This window comes from Nocardioides ginsengisoli, assembly GCF_039537225.1.
Classification (GTDB): Bacteria; Actinomycetota; Actinomycetes; order Propionibacteriales; family Nocardioidaceae; genus Nocardioides; species Nocardioides ginsengisoli.
The window spans coordinates 41101-56953 of sequence record NZ_BAABAC010000031.1 but is presented as its reverse complement, the minus strand read 5'-3'; the positions used below and the strand labels follow the sequence as shown (position 1 = coordinate 56953).

17 protein-coding genes are annotated in these 15853 nt (G+C 72.9%); 5 read left to right on the top strand and 12 right to left on the bottom strand.

The genetic code is table 11. From position 1 onward, the window contains the following. A partial coding sequence (locus AB4880_RS17125; protein WP_367920436.1) for a M15 family metallopeptidase occupies positions 1-699 on the top strand: 699 nt, incomplete at its 5' end. 19 nt (positions 700-718) lie between these two features. Here AB4880_RS17125 and AB4880_RS17120 read toward each other — a convergent pair. Both AB4880_RS17120 and AB4880_RS17115 read right to left on the bottom strand, forming a co-directional pair. Then, complete coding sequence (locus AB4880_RS17120; protein WP_367920435.1) at positions 719-2050, bottom strand: cytochrome P450; 1332 nt, start codon at positions 2048-2050, stop codon at positions 719-721. Beyond that, positions 2037-2360 (bottom strand): hypothetical protein, encoded by a 324-nt coding sequence (locus AB4880_RS17115; RefSeq protein ID WP_367920434.1) that lies wholly within the window; start codon positions 2358-2360, stop codon positions 2037-2039. Before AB4880_RS17115 ends, AB4880_RS17120 begins: the two co-directional genes overlap by 14 nt. 144 nt (positions 2361-2504) lie before the next feature. Between AB4880_RS17115 and AB4880_RS17110 the strand changes: the two genes are divergently transcribed. Together AB4880_RS17110 and AB4880_RS17105 are read left to right on the top strand one after the other, a co-directional pair. After that, positions 2505-3749 (top strand): sensor histidine kinase, encoded by a 1245-nt coding sequence (locus AB4880_RS17110; protein WP_367920433.1) that lies wholly within the window; start codon positions 2505-2507, stop codon positions 3747-3749. After that, on the top strand, positions 3746-4423 hold the full coding sequence (locus tag AB4880_RS17105; RefSeq protein ID WP_367920432.1) for a response regulator transcription factor: 678 nt from the start codon (positions 3746-3748) through the stop codon (positions 4421-4423). The genes AB4880_RS17110 and AB4880_RS17105 overlap by 4 nt, the downstream gene beginning before the upstream one ends. Here the strand turns inward: AB4880_RS17105 and AB4880_RS17100 are convergent. Together AB4880_RS17100 and AB4880_RS17095 are read right to left on the bottom strand one after the other, a co-directional pair. Next, entirely contained in the window at positions 4420-5946 is a 1527-nt protein-coding gene (locus AB4880_RS17100; protein WP_367920431.1) for a flotillin family protein, read from the bottom strand. The two genes, AB4880_RS17105 and AB4880_RS17100, sit on opposite strands and share 4 nt — an antisense overlap. A 45-nt stretch (positions 5947-5991) precedes the next feature. After that, positions 5992-6489, bottom strand: coding sequence for an NfeD C-terminal domain-containing protein (locus AB4880_RS17095; RefSeq protein ID WP_367920430.1), 498 nt, complete (start codon positions 6487-6489; stop codon positions 5992-5994). 211 nt (positions 6490-6700) lie between these two features. On the opposite strand from AB4880_RS17095, the gene AB4880_RS17090 reads away from it, so the two are divergent. Continuing rightward, complete coding sequence (locus tag AB4880_RS17090) at positions 6701-7297, top strand: TetR/AcrR family transcriptional regulator (RefSeq protein WP_367920429.1); 597 nt, start codon at positions 6701-6703, stop codon at positions 7295-7297. Between the two features lie 52 nt (positions 7298-7349). Further along, positions 7350-9644, top strand: a complete 2295-nt coding sequence (locus AB4880_RS17085; protein ID WP_367920428.1) for an MMPL family transporter — start codon at positions 7350-7352, stop codon at positions 9642-9644. Between the two features lie 73 nt (positions 9645-9717). Here AB4880_RS17085 and AB4880_RS17080 read toward each other — a convergent pair whose 3' ends face one another. The 8 genes from AB4880_RS17080 to AB4880_RS17045 are packed head-to-tail and all read right to left on the bottom strand — an operon-like array spanning position 9718 to position 15819. Beyond that, entirely contained in the window at positions 9718-10197 is a 480-nt protein-coding gene (locus AB4880_RS17080) for a glutathione peroxidase (protein WP_367920427.1), read from the bottom strand. Further along, on the bottom strand, positions 10194-10658 hold the full coding sequence (locus AB4880_RS17075; RefSeq protein WP_367920426.1) for a DUF3592 domain-containing protein: 465 nt from the start codon (positions 10656-10658) through the stop codon (positions 10194-10196). The genes AB4880_RS17080 and AB4880_RS17075 overlap by 4 nt, the downstream gene beginning before the upstream one ends. Before the next feature lies 1 nt (position 10659). Further along, positions 10660-11277, bottom strand: coding sequence for a nitroreductase family protein (locus AB4880_RS17070; protein WP_367920425.1), 618 nt, complete (start codon positions 11275-11277; stop codon positions 10660-10662). 26 nt (positions 11278-11303) lie between these two features. Then, positions 11304-11924, bottom strand: coding sequence for a hypothetical protein (locus tag AB4880_RS17065; RefSeq protein ID WP_367920424.1), 621 nt, complete (start codon positions 11922-11924; stop codon positions 11304-11306). Between the two features lie 58 nt (positions 11925-11982). Then, on the bottom strand, positions 11983-13257 hold the full coding sequence (locus AB4880_RS17060) for an FAD-dependent oxidoreductase (RefSeq protein ID WP_367920423.1): 1275 nt from the start codon (positions 13255-13257) through the stop codon (positions 11983-11985). Further along, a complete protein-coding gene (locus AB4880_RS17055; RefSeq protein WP_367920422.1) occupies positions 13254-13871 on the bottom strand; it encodes a maleylpyruvate isomerase family mycothiol-dependent enzyme in 618 nt (205 codons plus the stop codon). Before AB4880_RS17055 ends, AB4880_RS17060 begins: the two co-directional genes overlap by 4 nt. Beyond that, complete coding sequence (locus tag AB4880_RS17050; protein WP_367920421.1) at positions 13868-14686, bottom strand: fumarylacetoacetate hydrolase family protein; 819 nt, start codon at positions 14684-14686, stop codon at positions 13868-13870. The genes AB4880_RS17055 and AB4880_RS17050 overlap by 4 nt, the downstream gene beginning before the upstream one ends. Further along, entirely contained in the window at positions 14683-15819 is a 1137-nt protein-coding gene (locus AB4880_RS17045; protein ID WP_367920420.1) for a cupin domain-containing protein, read from the bottom strand. The genes AB4880_RS17050 and AB4880_RS17045 overlap by 4 nt, the downstream gene beginning before the upstream one ends. Positions 15820-15853 lie beyond the last annotated feature (34 nt).

The following is a 15853-nucleotide window of genomic DNA, read 5'->3' as shown; positions in this document are numbered from 1 at the left end:
GTGCTCGCCGCCGGCTGCGCCGCGACCGGCGGCGCGCCCGAGCCGGCGCCGACCCGTGCGCCCGGCACCACCGCGCCGACCTCGCCGGCCTCGGGCGGCGAGGCGGCGGACGCGGGCTTCTCGGTGCGCAGCCGACACCTGTCCGGCGCGGAGCAGGCGGCGATGCGCGGGGTCACCTGGCATCCGGGCTGCCCGGTGCCGCTGCGCGACCTGCGGGTGGTCCGGCTGACCTACCGCGACTTCGCCGGCCGGCGTCGTACCGGACGGCTCGTGGTGCACCACGACGCCGTGGCGGCGGTCGGCCGGATCTTCCGGCGGCTCTACGAGATCGACTTCCCGATCCGGCGGATGCAGCCCATCGAGGCGTACGGCGGCGACGACTACGCGTCGATCGAGGCCGACAACACCTCCGCCTTCAACTGCCGCCCCAAGACCGGCTCGACGACGACGTGGTCACAGCACGCCTACGGGCGGGCGATCGATCTCGATCCGCTCGAGAACCCGTACGTGTACGGCGCCGGCGCCGGGCGGACCAGCCACCCGGGGTCGCGGCCGTACCTCGACCGGACGCGGGCGCGGCCCGGCGTGATCCTCGACGGCAGCCCCGCGGTGGCGGCCTTCGAGGACGCGGGCTGGCACTGGGGCGGCCGCTGGCACGGACCGATCGACTATCAGCACTTCTCGGCGGTGCAGGAATAGCCCCGGCAGCGGGAGGCGGTCAGGCGACCACCCCCGCCCGGGTGCTGACCGGCAGCCGCTCGAACCCGCGCAGCACCCGGGTGCCGCGGCGTTCGGGACGACCGGCGACGTGCAGGTCGGGGAAGCGCTCGTAGAGGGCCCGGAGCGCGACCGCCGTCTCGAGCCGGGCCAGGCTGGCGCCGAGGCAGTAGTGGACGCCTGCGGAGAACGCGATGTGCTGGTCGGCGTTGGCGCGGGTGACGTCGAAGGTCGCCGGCTCGGCGAAGACCTGCGGGTCGCGATTGGCGCCGCCGAGGTAGAGCAGGATCCCGTGGCCCGGCTCGAAGCGCTTGCCGGCGACCTCGGTCGCGCGCAGCGCGATGCGGAGGGTGAGCTGCACCGGCGACTGGTGGCGCAGCACCTCGTCGACGGCGTTGGGCCAGGCGTCGGGGTTGTCGCGCAGCCAGCGGAGCTGGTCGGGGTGGCCGTCGAGCATGGCGACGGCGTTGCCGATCAGGTTGACGGTGGTCTCGAAGCCGGCGGCGAGGACCAGCAGCCCGACCTGGTGCAGCTCGACCGGGGAGAGCCGGTCGGGACCGTCGAGCAGGACCAGCTGGCTGATCAGGTCGTCGCCCGGGTCGGCGGAGATGCGCTCGACATGGCCTCGGAACCAGGTGTGCATCTCGCGCAGCGCCGTCTCGGCCCGCCGGAACTGCCGCCAGGACAGACCCGGGTCGAGGGTCACCGCGGCCTCGTTGCCGAGGGCGAGCAGCCGCCCGCGGTCGGCCTCGGGGACGCCGAGCAGGTCGGCGATGACGGCGACCGGCAGCAGCGAGGCGTAGCGGTCGACCAGGTCGAAGTCGTCGACGCCCGCGAGGTCGTCGAGCAGCGTGGTGGCCACCTCGTCGACCCGGTCGCCCATCCGGCCGACCTTGCGCGCGGTGAACGCGCGGGCGACCTGCTTGCGGTAGCGGGTGTGCAGCGGCGGGTCGACGGCCAGCATGGACGGCGGGTCGACCGGGCCGAGCGTGTCGGGGTCGATCACCTTGTGGTGCAGCCACCGCAGCGGCCCGGGCAGCTCGCCCTGACCGCCCGCGGTGCCGAAGGCGTCGCTGCGCAGCACCTCGTTGCACACCGCGTGGTCGACGCTGGCGGAGATCAGGCCGTTGGCCGAGATCGGGCCGCGACCGCGCAGCTCCTCGTAGGCCGGGAACGGGTCGAGGCGCAGGGCCGGGTCCATCACCATCCGGCTGATCAGGTCGCCCTTGCGCGCGCCGCGCTGGATCATCGTGCGCTGCAGCCCGTGGGCCAGCGCCCACGCGGTGAAGGAGCGAGGGAGGTCGACGGCACGAGCCAGATCAGGCGACCGCATGCGTCGTACCCAACTCGTCGCGGCCGCCCTTGTCCAGCGCCTCGTCGTCGAGCACCCGCAGCACCCCGCGCGCACGCTCGGCCAAGCGGCGGCGCTGCTCCTCGAGGACCCGCTCGGGCAGGTGCGTGTCGAGCTGGGCGCTGACGGCGAGCCGCCAGCGGTAGCGCAGCGCGGCCCTCAGGCCCTCGCGGTCGCCGAAGATCGCGGCGAGCTCGTCGTCCCACGGCAGCACGGGGTCGGCGGCGGCCCACAGCTGCTCCTCCACCGCGCGGAGGGCCTGCCAGCGGCGGTGCGTCTCGGTCCAGGTCATGCGTCGAACCTACGAGGCCGGGGCGGTCGCGGACATCGGCCGACGGCAGGCACTTGCCGACCGTCGGCCTCCTCCCAGGGGAGGAGACGCGGCACCTTCCCCGGCGGGATGACCTACGCCGCACCCGTCCCTACGCTGGGGGCCATGTTGCGCTGGCTCCGTGCGCAGATCGAGGACAACCTCGACGCACGCCACATCCTCTGCCCCTGGTGGGTGCCCGTGGTGTGCACCACCGGGCAGGTGGTGTCGGTGCTCGGCGCGCTGTGGTTCCGCGACGCGCTCTGGCCGCTCGATCCGCTGGCGCTGTGCCTGGTGCTGGTGCTCGTGTCGCCGGTCCTCGCGTTCGCCGTCGACCGGTGGCTGCCGTGGTGGCTCGACATCGCGGGGGCGCTCGTCGCGGCGGTGCTGCTGATGCTGCACCCTCCCGACGGCGTGGTCGACCTCGCGCCCGCGCTGCTCGCACTGGTCACCGCTGAGATCACCGCTCGCGACGGGCTGCGCCAGGGCGCGATCGTCGGCATCGTCAGCCAGGCGATCGTGGCCGGCGCCGCGCTCGGGCCGGGCGTCGCCGGCATGCCGGTCCACGTCCTCGAGATCATGCTCGGCTTCCTGGTCGGCGCGATGCTGCTGTGGCAGATGCGGGCGCTGGCGGCCGAGCGCGAGGCACGCACGCGCGCGTGGGAGCAGGCGACCACGGCCGAGCGGCAGCGGATCACCCGCGAGGTCCACGACCTGGTCGCCCACTCGCTGAGCGTCACCCTGCTCCAGATCACCGGTGTGCGGCACGGCCTCGACTACGTCCGCGAGGCCGACGGCGCCGAGGAGCGGGAGCAGTCGATCGACGACATCGACGCCGCGCTCGCGTCCGCCGAGCAGGTCGGCCGCAAGGCGATGACCGACATCCGGATGGTGATGAGCGACCTGGCCGGCGGGCGCTCCGAGCGCCACACGCTGCCGCAGGCCAGCGACATCGCCGGCCTGGTCCGCGAGTTGCAGGGCGCCGGCATGGCCATCGAGTACCTGGAGGCCGGCGACCTCACCACCGTCCCCCACGCCGAGGGCCTCGGGCTCTACCGGATCGCGCAGGAGTCGCTCGCCAACGCCGCGAAGTACGCCGGCAAGCAGGTGCCGGTCCACGTCCGGCTGACCGTCAACGGCGCCTCCACCCGGCTCACCGTGTCGAACGCGCTGCCCGCCACCGGACGCGCCCGCCCCGACGGGCTCAACCTCGGGATGGCCGGCATGGAGGCCCGGGCGGCCCAGCTCGGCGCCCGGTTCAACGCCGGCCAGTACGGCGGCGCCTGGGTGGTCGACGTCCACCTGCGGCCACACTCGCGCCGCGCCAAGCCGCCCTACCCGCTCACCATCGAGATCCCGAGGCTCGCATGAGCGACGGGGCGATCAGGGTCGTGCTCGTCGACGACCAGGAGCTGGTCCGCTCCGGGCTGCGCCGCATCCTGCGTCGGCGCGACGGCTTCGAGATCGTCGCCGAGTGCGCCGACGGGAGCGAGGTCCCCGCCACGCTCGACCAGCTCGGCGACGGCGGCGTCGATCTGGTCGTGATGGACCTGCGGATGCGCGTCGTCGACGGCATCACCGCGACCCGGGCCATCGTCGACGCAGCCGGGCCGCCGGTGCTCGTGCTGACGACCTTCGACGACGACGAGATGCTGTCCGGGGCGCTGCGCGCGGGCGCGGCCGGGTTCCTGCTCAAGGACTCCTCCGCCGACGACCTGATCCGCGCGGCGCACACCGTCGCCGGGGGCGACAGCTGGCTCGATCCGGCGGTGACCGGCCGCGTCCTCGACCGGTTCCGCACCTTCGCGCCCGCGCCGGCGACCACGGCCGAGGCGACGTCCTCGCTGACCTCGCGCGAGCTGGAGGTCCTGCGCGCGATGGCGCTGGGCCGCAGCAACGGCGAGATCGCGGGCGAGCTGGTGATCTCCGAGCTGACCGTCAAGAGCCACGTCGGCCGGATCTTCACCAAGCTCGGCCTGCGGGACCGACCGGCCGCGATCGTGTTCGCCTACGACCACGGCCTGGTCGCTCCCGGTCGGTCCTAGGAGGCCGACGCCCCGTCGACGCCGTCGAGCGCCGGCGGGACGACGCCGTCCGCGGCCTTGCCCACCGACCGCTTGATCAGCGACTCGAGGTCGAGACCGGTCGAGGTCTTCAGCATCTGCAGCGTCTGGGTGACGTTGTCGGTGACCTGCTTGGGCAGCGCGCCCGCGCCGTCGGTCGAGAGCACGGTGAGCTGGTCGATCGCGGCGATCGGCGCGGCGACCTCGCGGGCGACCTGCGGCAGCACCTCGATGAGCATCTGCAGCACCGCGGCGTCGTTGTAGTGCGCGAACGCCTCGGCGCGCTTGTCCATCGCCTCCGCCTCGGCCTGGCCGACGGCGAGGGTCGCGGCGGCCTGCGCCTCACCCTCGGCCCGGGTGGCCTCGGCCTCCGCGACACGGCGGGCCTTCTCGGCCTCACCGCGCTTGGCGCCCTCGATCGCCTCGGCCTCGGCGAGCGCGGCACGGCGGGACTTCTCCGCCTCACCGGTCAGCCGGGCCTCCTCGGCCTTCGCCTCCGCCGCCGCGATGGTCGCGGCCTTGCGCGCCTCGGCCGCCGCGATCTCCGACGTACGACGGGCCTCGGCCTCCTGCTCGACCCGGTAGCGCTCGGCGTCGGCCGGCTTGCGGACCTGGGTCTCGAGCTGGCGCTCGGTCAGCGCGGCCTGCTGGACGGCGACCTTCTCCTGCTCGGCGAGGATCGCCTGGTCCCGCTCGGCCTGGGCCAGCGGGCCGGACGCGGCGGCCTGGGCGGAGGCGGCGTCGGTCTCCGCCTTGATCTCGGCCTGCTTGAGCGCGAGCTGGCGCTGGGCGATCGCGATCTCCTCCTCGGCCTTGATCCGCGCCTGCTCGGCCGCGCGGCGGGCCTCGGCCTCGGCGATGGAGGCGGCCTGCTGGATCCGGGCGGCCTCGGGACGGCCGAGGTCGGCGAGGTAGGTGCCGTCGTCGGTGACGTCCTGGATCTGGAAGGCGTCGAGGATCAGGCCCTGGCCGGTCAGCGACGCCTCGGACTCGTCGGCGACGCGCTGCGCGAAGGCCGCGCGGTCACGGATGATCTGCTCGACGGTCAGGCCGCCGACGATGGAGCGCAGCGCACCGGCGAGCACCTCCTGCGTGAACGGCTCGATGTCGGCCTGCTGCGACAGGAAGCGCTGCGCGCCGAGGCGGATCTGGTCGGCGTTGCCGCCGACCTTCACGATCGCGACGCCGTCGAGGTTGAGCTTGATGCCCTGCCCGGACACGGCGCCGCGGATCTGCACCGAGATCCGGCGGCTGGAGAGGTCCATGGTGGCGAGCTTCTGGACGAACGGGACGACGAAGACGCCACCGCCGAGCACGACCTTCTGGCCGGAGAGGTCGGTGGTCAGCTCACCGGTCTCGGGGTTGATCACCGCCTTGCCCTTGCGCCCGGTGACGATGAAGGCCTGGTTGGGGCCGGCGACCTTGTAGCGGCTGGTGACGAGCAGCACCAGCAAGATGATGAGGACGACGATGCCGACGATCGGCACCAGGACGGCGGTGTTCATCGCGTTCCGTTCTTCGGAGGGGTGGAGGAGGAGAGAGCTGGGCGATCAGGGCTGCCAGACCTGGGCGACGCTCACCGCGGTCGGCGAGAGCACGCCGGTGACGTTGACCTGGGTGCCGGCGGCGATCGGCTGGTGGGCGGTGGCGTTGAGCCGCATGCTGTGGCCGCCGACGACCACGCGCACGACGCCGTACCCCTCGCCGGGGATGTCGGTCACCACCTGCGCGACCTGACCGACGCTGTGGGTGATCGAGAGCGTGCCGTCGCTCGGCCCGTTCTTGACCAGCCGGGTCAGCCACCAGGCGAACCAGCCGACCACGAGGCCCGCGCCCGCGCCGATCACGACCGAGGCCGGCACCGGCAGGCCCGCGTCGTCGGAGATCGCCCCGGCGAAGCCGAAGGCGGAGACGAAGCCACCGATCGCGGCGGTCGAGATCCAGTCGGCCTCGAGGGCCTGGAAGGGACCGTCCAGCAGGTCCCCGGCCACCAGGGACAGGGCGAGGACGGCGAGTCCGGCGATGCCGAGGACGAGGAAGACGGTCACGTGAGCTCCGGGGAAGGGGGGCGGGTCACGAGATCGTATCCGGCGAGCCCTCTCTCAAACCGCGGCTGATCGGCGGGTGCAGGAATCCCCGCTTCAGCGGGGATTCCTGCGTTTCCTGCCCGTTGCAACCGTCAGGAAGCACCAGCAAAGGCCAGGAGGTCCCACGTGACGGCCGTCACAAAGTTGCACTTCCTTGTAAAGGAGTGCAAAGATGCACTCTATGCCGGAGGTGTGCACGAACCGTCGCGAGGCGAAGCGCCACCAGACCGCGCTGCGCCTGCAGCAGTGCGCGCTGCAGCTGACCCTCGACAAGGGCTTCGACGGCTGGACCATCGACGATCTGGCCGTGGCCGCGGAGGTCTCCCGCCGCACCGTCTTCAACTACTTCGACGGCAAGGCGGACGTCGTCCTCGGGCCCGGCATCGAGGTCGATCCCGCCACGGTCGACGCCTTCGTCGCCGGCGGCCCGACCGGGCGGCTCTTCGACGACCTGCTCGTCCTGGCCCACGAGGCGACGCGCGACCGGGCCGACGAGGGGCTGATCAACTCGCTGCGGCAGGCGGTCGTCTCCGACAGCCGGCTGCTCGCGCTGGTCCACGAGCGGCTCGAGACGGCGGCCGACGGGTTCGCCGAGTGCGTGCGGCAGCGGGAGGGCGACGACTTCCCGCCGCAGCGCGCGCGGCTGCTGCTCAAGCTGCTGCTCACCTTCTTCGACAACGCGCTCGACCGCACCGCCGAAGACCCGGGCCGGACCTTCACCGAGCACTTCGACGCGGCGGTCGCCGACGCGCGCACCGCTCTCGCCTGACCCTCTCTGTTCCACCCTTCCCCCCACCACGATCACACCAGGAGCCCCACCCATGGCCCGCCTGCTCTACCGCCTCGGCAAGAACGCCTACCGGCGTTGGCCGTTCTTCATCGCCGGATGGCTGCTGCTCGCCGTCGTCGTCGGCAGCCTCGCAGCCGCCTTCTCCAAACCGATGACCGACGCCTTCTCGATCCCGGGCATCCCGTCCGAGAAGGCCGCCGACATCCAGAAGGAGCTCTTCCCGCAGATCCGGGACGTCTTCGACGACGCGACCGTGAGCATCGTGGTCGCCGCGCCGAAGGGTCACACGCTCGCCGAGCCGGCCTACCAGACCGCGATCCAGGGGCTCATCGACGACGTCCCCTCGCTGCCGCAGGCGAGCAAGGACCCGGCCGACGCGCACAACGGCGGCCTGCGCGCGCCCGCGGCGGCGGCCGAGGGCACCCCGAAGTCGTTCTCGACACTGTCGGACGACGGCCGGGTCGGCATCCTGTCCTTCCAGTGGGACGTCAAGACGCCCGCCGACCTGAGGAAGACCTCGGTCGAGAAGCTCGAGGGCCTCCTCGACCAGACCGCCGACGACTCCGGTCTCCAGGTCGAGGCCAACGGTCCCGGCATGGCGGTCATGGAGCCGCCGGGCGGCTCGTCCGAGCTGATCGGTCTCGCCGTCGCGCTCGTCGTCCTGCTGCTCACCTTCGGCTCGCTGATCGCCGCCGGCATGCCGCTCATCAACGCGATGTTCGGCGTCGGGCTCGGCATGAGCGGCATCACCGCGATGACCGCGGTCATGGACATCGGCTCCAGCACGCCGATGCTGGCGACGATGATCGGCCTCGCGGTCGGCATCGACTACACCCTGTTCATCCTGGCCCGCTACCGCACCGAGCTGCACCACACCGACGACCGCGCGCACGCCGCCGGCATCGCCGTCGGTACGGCGGGCTCCGCCGTCGTCTTCGCCGGCCTCACCGTCCTCATCGCGCTGTCCGCGCTCGCCGTCGTCCGGATCCCGTTCCTGACCGCGATGGGCCTCGCGGCCGCGGCGACCGTGTTCGTCTCGGTGATGGTCGCGCTGACCCTGCTGCCGGCACTGCTCGGCATGACCAAGTCGTGGGCCTTCCGCGGGGTCGTCCGCAAGTACGCCCCGAAGCGCGACGAGCACGGCCGGGTGCACAACAACGGCGTCCGCTGGGCCCACCTGCTCGCCAAGGCGCCGGTCGCCTGGGCGCTCGGCGTCGTCATCCTGCTGGGCGCGCTGGCCGCGCCGATCACGCAGATGTACCTCGCGTTCCCGACCGACAGCACAGCTCCGACCGACACCACGCAGCGCAAGGCGTCCGACCTCATCGACGAGGCCTTCGGCCCGGGTCGCCAGGGTCCGCTGATGGTCGTCGTCGACGCCCGCAAGCTGACCACCGGCGACGAGCGACAGGCGGCCTACGACCGGATCGTCGACTGGGCCAAGGGTCAGGACGACGTCGCGAGCGCCGACCTGCTCGCGACCAACGCCGCGCCCGACGTCAAGGAGCCCGGCACCGGCGCGATGATCCAGATCACGCCGTCCTCCGGCCCCGACGACCCGGCGACGCTCGACCTGCTCGAGGCGCTGCGGGCCGGCCAGTCCGGCATCGAGAAGCAGACCGACACCGTCGTCGGCGTGACCGGCCTGACCGCGATCACCACCGACGTGTCCGACCGCCTCAACGGCGCGCTGCCGATCTACCTGGCCGTCGTCATCGGCCTGGCGTTCGTGCTGCTGGTGCTGGTGTTCCGCTCGATCCTGGTGCCGTTGACCGCCACCCTGGGCTTCCTGCTCTCGGTGCTGGCGACGCTGGGCGCGACGGTCGCGATCTTCCAGGAGGGCGCGCTCGGGATCTTCGAGGGCCAGCCGATCGTGAGCTTCATGCCGATCTTCCTGATCGGCGTGGTGTTCGGCCTCGCGATGGACTACCAGGTCTTCCTGGTGACCCGGATGCGCGAGGCGCACGTCCACGGGCTGCCGATGCACGAGGCCGTCGCCGACGGCTTCCGCAACAGCGCCCGCGTCGTCACCGCGGCCGCCTCGATCATGATCGCAGTGTTCTCCGGCTTCATCCTGCAGGACCAGGCGGTGGTGAAGTCGATGGGCTTCGCCCTGGCCGTGTCGATCGTCTTCGACGCCTTCGTGGTCCGGATGGTGCTCATCCCGTCGGTGCTCTACCTGCTCGGCGAGAAGGCCTGGTGGCTGCCGAGGTGGCTCGACCGGATCCTGCCGAACGTCGACGTCGAGGGTGAGTCGCTGGAGCGCGACTCGGCGCCCGTCCACGTGGGCGAGATCGAGGAGGACAAGGAGCTCGTCGGCGTCTGACCCGCCCGGAGCGAACACGAAGGGGCCGTCCCAGCAGGGACGGCCCCTTCGTCGTTGGTCCGAGGGCTACATATCAGCCGAGCGCCTTCTCGATGTCGTCGGAGATCTTCTCGGGCTCGGTCGTCGGCGCGTAGCGGTCGATGACCTGGCCGTCGCGGCCGAGCAGGAACTTCGTGAAGTTCCACTTGATCGCGCCGCCGATGAGGCCGCGCTTCTCGTCCTTGAGCCACTCGAAGAGCGGGTGGGTGTCCTTGCCGTTGACGTCGATCTTGGCGAACATCGGGAAGCTGACGCCGTAGTTGCGCTGGCAGAAGTCGGCGATCTCGTCCTCGGTGCCGGGCTCCTGGTGCGCGAACTGGTCGCAGGGGAAGCCGAGGATGGTGAAGCCGCGGTCGGCGTAGCTGTCGTAGAGCTCCTGCAGGCCCTGGTACTGGGGCGTGAGGCCGCACTTGGAGGCGGTGTTGACGACGAGGACCACCGAGCCGTCGTACGACGACAGGTCGATGTCCTTGCCCTCGATCGACGTGGCGGAGAAGTCGGAGAGGCTGGTCACCGCTCCAGTGTGGCAGGTTCACCAGAAGCACGTCGGCGACGTTGCCCCCAGAGCAGCAAGCCGATGAGGACGACGATCGCGTCGACGACGCCGATGACGACGCCGATGACGACATAGCCGAGGGAGCCCGTCCGCTCGCCGTCGACCTGCTGGGCCGACGGCCGGTCGGGCAGCACCCGAACCCCGATCCGCCGCGACTCCCCTGCCCGCTCGTAGGTCGCCCGGTCGACCTCGGCCGGCCAGGTGGTGCGCGCCGGGTCGATCTCCTCCGGCAGCCGGAAGCGGACGACGTAGAGCGGGTCGGACTTCGCCCGCAGCACGTCGGTCGCGGTCACGTCGGCGGTGACGTGCCGACCGTCCTGGGCGAGCCGGTGGCGCTGCCAGGCCTGGTGCAGGAACGGCAGGTTGACCACGACCGCGAGGAGCACCAGCACCGCGACGGTGCCGCGCCCACCGCGCACGTCAGTGGCGCTCGGCGCCGCTGGGACCCGACGGCGCCAGGCCGGGCCACGGCACGCCCCAGGCGCCGTACGCCGTCTCGGCCAGGGGGCGCCGGTACCGCTCGCGGTGGTCGCGCTCGGCGTCGCGCTCGGACACCTCGGCCGGGTTGCCGCGAACGCCGACCGCGATGCCGGCGAGCAGCCGCGCGGAGTCGGGGATCCCGAGGCCCGCGGCGACCGCGTCGTGGTCGAATCCGCCGAACTGGTGGGCGTGCAGGCCCATCGCCTGCGCCTGCAGGGTGAGGTGGGCCGACGCCTGGCCGACGTCGTGGGTCGGGATCAGGACGTCGCTCAGCTCGACGCCGTCCTGGCCGAGCTCGACCACCGACAAGAACACCACCGACGCGCGCGGCACCCAGCCGGAGTTGCCGCGGCTCAGGTGCGGGACCAGGACCTGGTGCTGCGCGCTGCCACGCGGCGCCACGACGTACCGCCAGGGCTGACGGTTGCCCGAGCTCGGGGCCCACTGCGCGGCCTCGAGCAGCCGGGTGATCTGGTCGTCGCTCAGCTCGTGGGCGGCGTCGAAGACGCTGGGGCTCCAGCGGGAGCGGAGGGGCTCGGCGATGTCGACCGGGTTCATGGGTCGAGTATCCCGCGCCCCCGGGGTCAGCCGGCCCAGCGCACCGTCCCGGTCAGCCGGACCGCGGAGACCGCCGACTGCATCGGCAGGTCGAGCGTGACCTCGCCGTCGCCGACCTCGATCCACGCGGCCCCGGCGGTGAGGTCGGGGTACCAGGTGGTGTCGCTCGCCTCGACGGCCGGCGCGAGGTAGATGTCGAGCACCTCCCACCAGCCGAGCTCGCCGGCCTCGCCGCGGCGCATCAGGTCGACCAGGTCGTAGCGGCCCGGCCCCGCATAGGCCGGTACGGCGAGCGAGAGCTCGGTGAGCGTGGTCGAGCCGAACGGCACCGGGTCGGTGGACTCGACGCGGACCAGCAGCCAGTCCAGTGGCGCCGGGCCGTCGTCGTACGACGGGCCGCCGGGGCGCTCGTCGACGGTCACCGGCAGCGCGCGGTCGAGGGTGCCCTCCTCGCCGCCGGTCAGCCGGAGCCGGACCTGGCCGGTCGCCTGCATGGCCAGCCGCTCGCGGCGCTCGGTCTCGGCCTGCACCTGCGCCGCGGCGGCGCGCTCGGTCGTGGCCTGCTCGTAGGCCTGCAGCTCGACCCGCTTCTGGTCCGCCCACTCGAGGCCGGCCTTGGCCGCCTTGGCGAGGTCCTTCCATCCCATTCGCGGCACCCTAGGCGGAGATGCTGCTGCGCAGCGGCAGATTCGACGAAGAATCCCCTCAGGAGGTGCCGGCGGGCGCAAGGTCCACCGAGTCGAGCGGGACGACCGGGAACATCGCGGGCTCGTCCTCCGGCGTCAGCGCGGTCGGGCCGTAGACCCAGTCGGTGTAGGTGTGGTCGTGGGTCGCGCGGGCCCGCAGCAGGTGGTTGCGCTGCTCGCGCGCGAGGCCGTCGAGGTGCCACAGCCTCCCCCACGCGCGGGCGGTGAGGACGACGCGCCGGCAGTGCTCGGGACGGACCGCCTCGTAGGCGGCGAGGGCGCCGGCCCAGTCGACCGCGCCGTCCGGTCCGGTACGACGCGCGACGTGCTCGGCGAGCACCCAGCCGTCCTCGATCGCCATGATCGCGCCCTGCGCCAGGTACTGCAGCGGCGGATGGGCGGCGTCGCCGAGCAGCACGATCCGGCCGTGCACCCATCGGTCGATCGGGTCGCGGTCGTACATCGGCCACCAGCGGTCGCGCCACATCAGCGGCACGCCCGCCCGGACGGCGTCGCAGGTGGCGGCGAAGGCGGCGTCCAGCTCCTCCGGACCGCCCCATTCGTCGGCGCCGTCGAGCGCGCTGGGGGACTCGAACACCGCGACCTGGTTGAGGATCTCGCCACCGCGCAGGCCGTAGTGGACGAAGTGGCAGCCGGGGCCGACGTAGACGGCGACCTCGGAGAGGTCGACCGCGCGGGCCGCGTCGACCTGCTCGATCGGGACCGCGGCGCGGTAGGCGACGTACGCCGAGCTGACCGGCTGGTCGCCGATCAGCTGATGCCGGGCGACGGAGTGCAGGCCGTCGGCGGCGATGACGACGGGCGCCTCCTCGACCCGGCCGTCGGCCAACTCGACGCGCGCCCCCGTGCCGGTGCCGGTGTCGGCGTAGCGGACGACCCGCTGGCTGGTGCGCAGGTCGACGCCCGCCCGCCGGCAGGCGCGCAGCAGCAGGCCGTGCAGGTCGCTGCGGTGGATGACCAGGTAGGGGAAGCCGTAGGTCCGCTCGAGGTCGACCAGGTCGAGCCGGGTGAGCTCGGCGCCGTCGACGGCGTCCCGCATCACCATGCTCGCCGGCAGCACACCGAGGGACTTGGCCTCGTCGAGAAGGCCGTAGTGGTCGAGGATCCGCGTGCAGTTGGGGGCGAGCTGGATGCCCGCGCCGACCTCCCCGAACTCCGGCGCCTGCTCGAGGACCCGCACCCGCAGGCCCTTCCGGGTCAACGCGTACGCCGTGCTCAGGCCGCCGATGCCGCCGCCCACGATCAGCACGTCGGGACTCACGTCGGGGCTCACAGCCAAGCTCCGATCTCGGGAGCGTCGGCCAGCGCGTGCGGCCGGCCGGTCAGCCAGGCGACCTGCTCGGCGAGCGGGCCGTCGACGTCCGGGACGTCACCGCGCTGGGCGCGGACGTCGGCCGCGAGCGCCGCCAGGAAGTCGTCGGGCAGGTCCGCGAAGCCGACGCCGGCATCGAGGTCGACCGCGTGCACGCAGACCTCCCGGGCGCGCAGCCACGGGATCTCGGTCGCGGGCACCTGCCGCCCCTGGGCAGTGGTCACCGGGTGCGACCACTGCTCGTCGGTGAGCGCGGCCGTCGCGGCGGCGAGCCGCTCGGCGGAGGCCTGCAGCCAGACGGCGAGTCCGTCGGCGGGCAGCGCCGCCCCGCGCTCGATGCCGGCCGCGCGGTCCTCGGGCGAGGCGTACATCGGCCGCTCCTCGCCGGTCGCAGCCCAGTGCACCAGGTTGCCGAGCGCGTCGGCGTTGGCGGCGACGTGGGCGACGAGCTGGCGGCGGGACCAGTCCGGGAGGGCGCTGGGGCCGTCGATGTCCGTGGTCCGCACGGCGTCGAGGAAGAGGCGGGTGCCGAGATCGCTCCAGCGGCGCGCGTCGGCCGGCGTCCGGGCACTCACTGCTTCACCACCCGGTTGACGCACGCGCCGATGCCGTCGATCGCGGTGACCACGGTCTCTCCGCCGACCAGGCAGACCTTCGGGTCGCGCGCGTGGCCGACGCCCGCGGGCGTGCCGGTGGCGATCAGGTCGCCGGGGTTGAGCCGGATGATCGTCGAGACGTACTGCACCAGCGCGACCGGGTCGAAGAGCAGCGTCCCGGTGTCGTCGGACTGCATGACCTCGCCGTCGACCGTGGTCGACACCCGGAGCGCCGGACGGACGCCGCCCAGCTCGTCGGGGGTCACCAGGTAGGGACCGACCGGGGTGGAGGAGTCCCAGATCTTGCCCTGGGTCCACTCGATGGTGCGGAACTGCCAGTCGCGCACGGACACGTCGTTCATCACCGTGAACCCGGCGATCGCGGCCTCCGCCTCGGCCTCGGTGGCGCGCCGGACCTGCTGGCCGATGACGACGACGAGCTCGACCTCCCAGTCGAGGGCGTCGGTCTCGGCAGGCTTGACGATGTCGTCGTGGGCGCCGATGAGGGTGTCGGCGAACTTCGGGAAGAGCGTCGGATAGGCCGGCAGCTCGCGACCCATCTCCTTGATGTGGTCGGTGTAGTTGTGGCCGACGCAGACGATCTTCGACGGGTTCGGGACGACGGGCGCGAAGTCGGCGTCCGCGGCGGGGTAGGTGGGCGCGGCCGCGGGCGCCGCGGGCGAGCCGGCGGCGAGGTAGGCGCCGAGGTCGTCGTAGCCGAGGTCGACGAGGCGGTCGCCGTCCTGCTGGACGGCGCGGGTCCCGGCGGGGGTGCGGAGGGTGGCGAGCTTCATCGGGTGACTTCCTGTCGGTTGAGCCGAAGCGCCTCGAAGACGGGCGCGTCGGAGAAGCGGAAGAGGTCGAGGCTGTGCGCGTCGGAGTCGGTGGCGCCGGCCTCGGAGCGGGCGGAGAAGGCCTCCCAGGACGGGACGACGAACAGGTCGCCGCGGGTGACCGTCCACGAGTGGTCGCCGACGGTGACCGTGCCGGACCCGTCGAAGACCTGGTAGACCGACGAGCCGGTCTCTCGGACCGGCGCGGTCTCGGCGCCGCGGACGACGCGGTGCATCTCGGCGCGGATCGTCGGCAGGACGTCGGCGCCGGTCGCGGGGTTCGCGAACCGGACGGCTGCATGCCCCGGCTCGACCGTGCCGCCGAAGCCCTCGGCCTCGATGGCGAGCTGGTCGGCGAGCGCGCGGTCGGTGAACTCCCACTTGTAGGAGAGCAGCGGCGAGCCGGGCATCGTGGGCGTCGCGGAGAGCGGGCGCAGGCCGGGGTGGCCCCAGAGCCGCTCGGAGCGGGAGCGGTCGGGCGTCGTCCGCTCGGCGTCGGAGATCGCGTCGCGGCCGAACTCGAAGAACTGCGCCTCGGTGACGTACTGGAAGGGGATGTCGAGCCCGTCGATCCAGGCCATCGGCTCGGACGTCGCGTTGTGGTGGGCGTGCCAGTTCCAGCCCGCCTGGGGCAGGAAGTCGCCGCGCCGCATCGGCACCGGGTCGCCGCCGACCACGGTCCACACGCCCTCTCCTTCGACGACGAAGCGGAAGGCGTGCTGGGTGTGCCGGTGCTCGGGGGCGTCCTCGCCGGGCATCAGGTACTGGATCGCCGCCCACAGCGTCGGCGTCGCGAACGATCGCCCGCCCAGGCTCGGGTTGGCGAGCGCGATCGCGCGCCGCTCGCCGCCGCGACCCACCGGCACGATCTCGCCGGCCCGCGCCGCGAGCGATCGCAGCGCCTCCCACCGCCAGCAATGCGGCACCGCGCGGCTGCGCGGGTGCGCGGGCATCAGGTCGCCGATCTCGGTCCAGAGCGGGACGAGCAGCTCCTGCTCGAAGCCGCGGTAGAGCTGCTCCAGAGCGGGCGTCACGTCCGGCTGGTCGGGTGCGGAGACCGCCTGCAGCCGGACCGGGTTGTCGGTGGAGGTCATGTCGTCGAGGATGGGCCTTGGCCCGCTGTACAGA

Coding starts and splice junctions, on each gene's coding strand:
- AB4880_RS17120 (WP_367920435.1), bottom strand. CDS start 2,050: ATGCGGTCGCCTGATCTGGCTCGTGCCGTCGACCTCCCTCGCTCCTTC.
- AB4880_RS17115 (WP_367920434.1), bottom strand. CDS start 2,360: ATGACCTGGACCGAGACGCACCGCCGCTGGCAGGCCCTCCGCGCGGTG.
- AB4880_RS17110 (WP_367920433.1), top strand. CDS start 2,505: ATGTTGCGCTGGCTCCGTGCGCAGATCGAGGACAACCTCGACGCACGC.
- AB4880_RS17105 (WP_367920432.1), top strand. CDS start 3,746: ATGAGCGACGGGGCGATCAGGGTCGTGCTCGTCGACGACCAGGAGCTG.
- AB4880_RS17100 (WP_367920431.1), bottom strand. CDS start 5,946: ATGAACACCGCCGTCCTGGTGCCGATCGTCGGCATCGTCGTCCTCATC.
- AB4880_RS17090 (WP_367920429.1), top strand. CDS start 6,701: ATGCACTCTATGCCGGAGGTGTGCACGAACCGTCGCGAGGCGAAGCGC.
- AB4880_RS17085 (WP_367920428.1), top strand. CDS start 7,350: ATGGCCCGCCTGCTCTACCGCCTCGGCAAGAACGCCTACCGGCGTTGG.
- AB4880_RS17070 (WP_367920425.1), bottom strand. CDS start 11,277: ATGAACCCGGTCGACATCGCCGAGCCCCTCCGCTCCCGCTGGAGCCCC.
- AB4880_RS17065 (WP_367920424.1), bottom strand. CDS start 11,924: ATGGGATGGAAGGACCTCGCCAAGGCGGCCAAGGCCGGCCTCGAGTGG.
- AB4880_RS17050 (WP_367920421.1), bottom strand. CDS start 14,686: ATGAAGCTCGCCACCCTCCGCACCCCCGCCGGGACCCGCGCCGTCCAG.
- AB4880_RS17045 (WP_367920420.1), bottom strand. CDS start 15,819: ATGACCTCCACCGACAACCCGGTCCGGCTGCAGGCGGTCTCCGCACCC.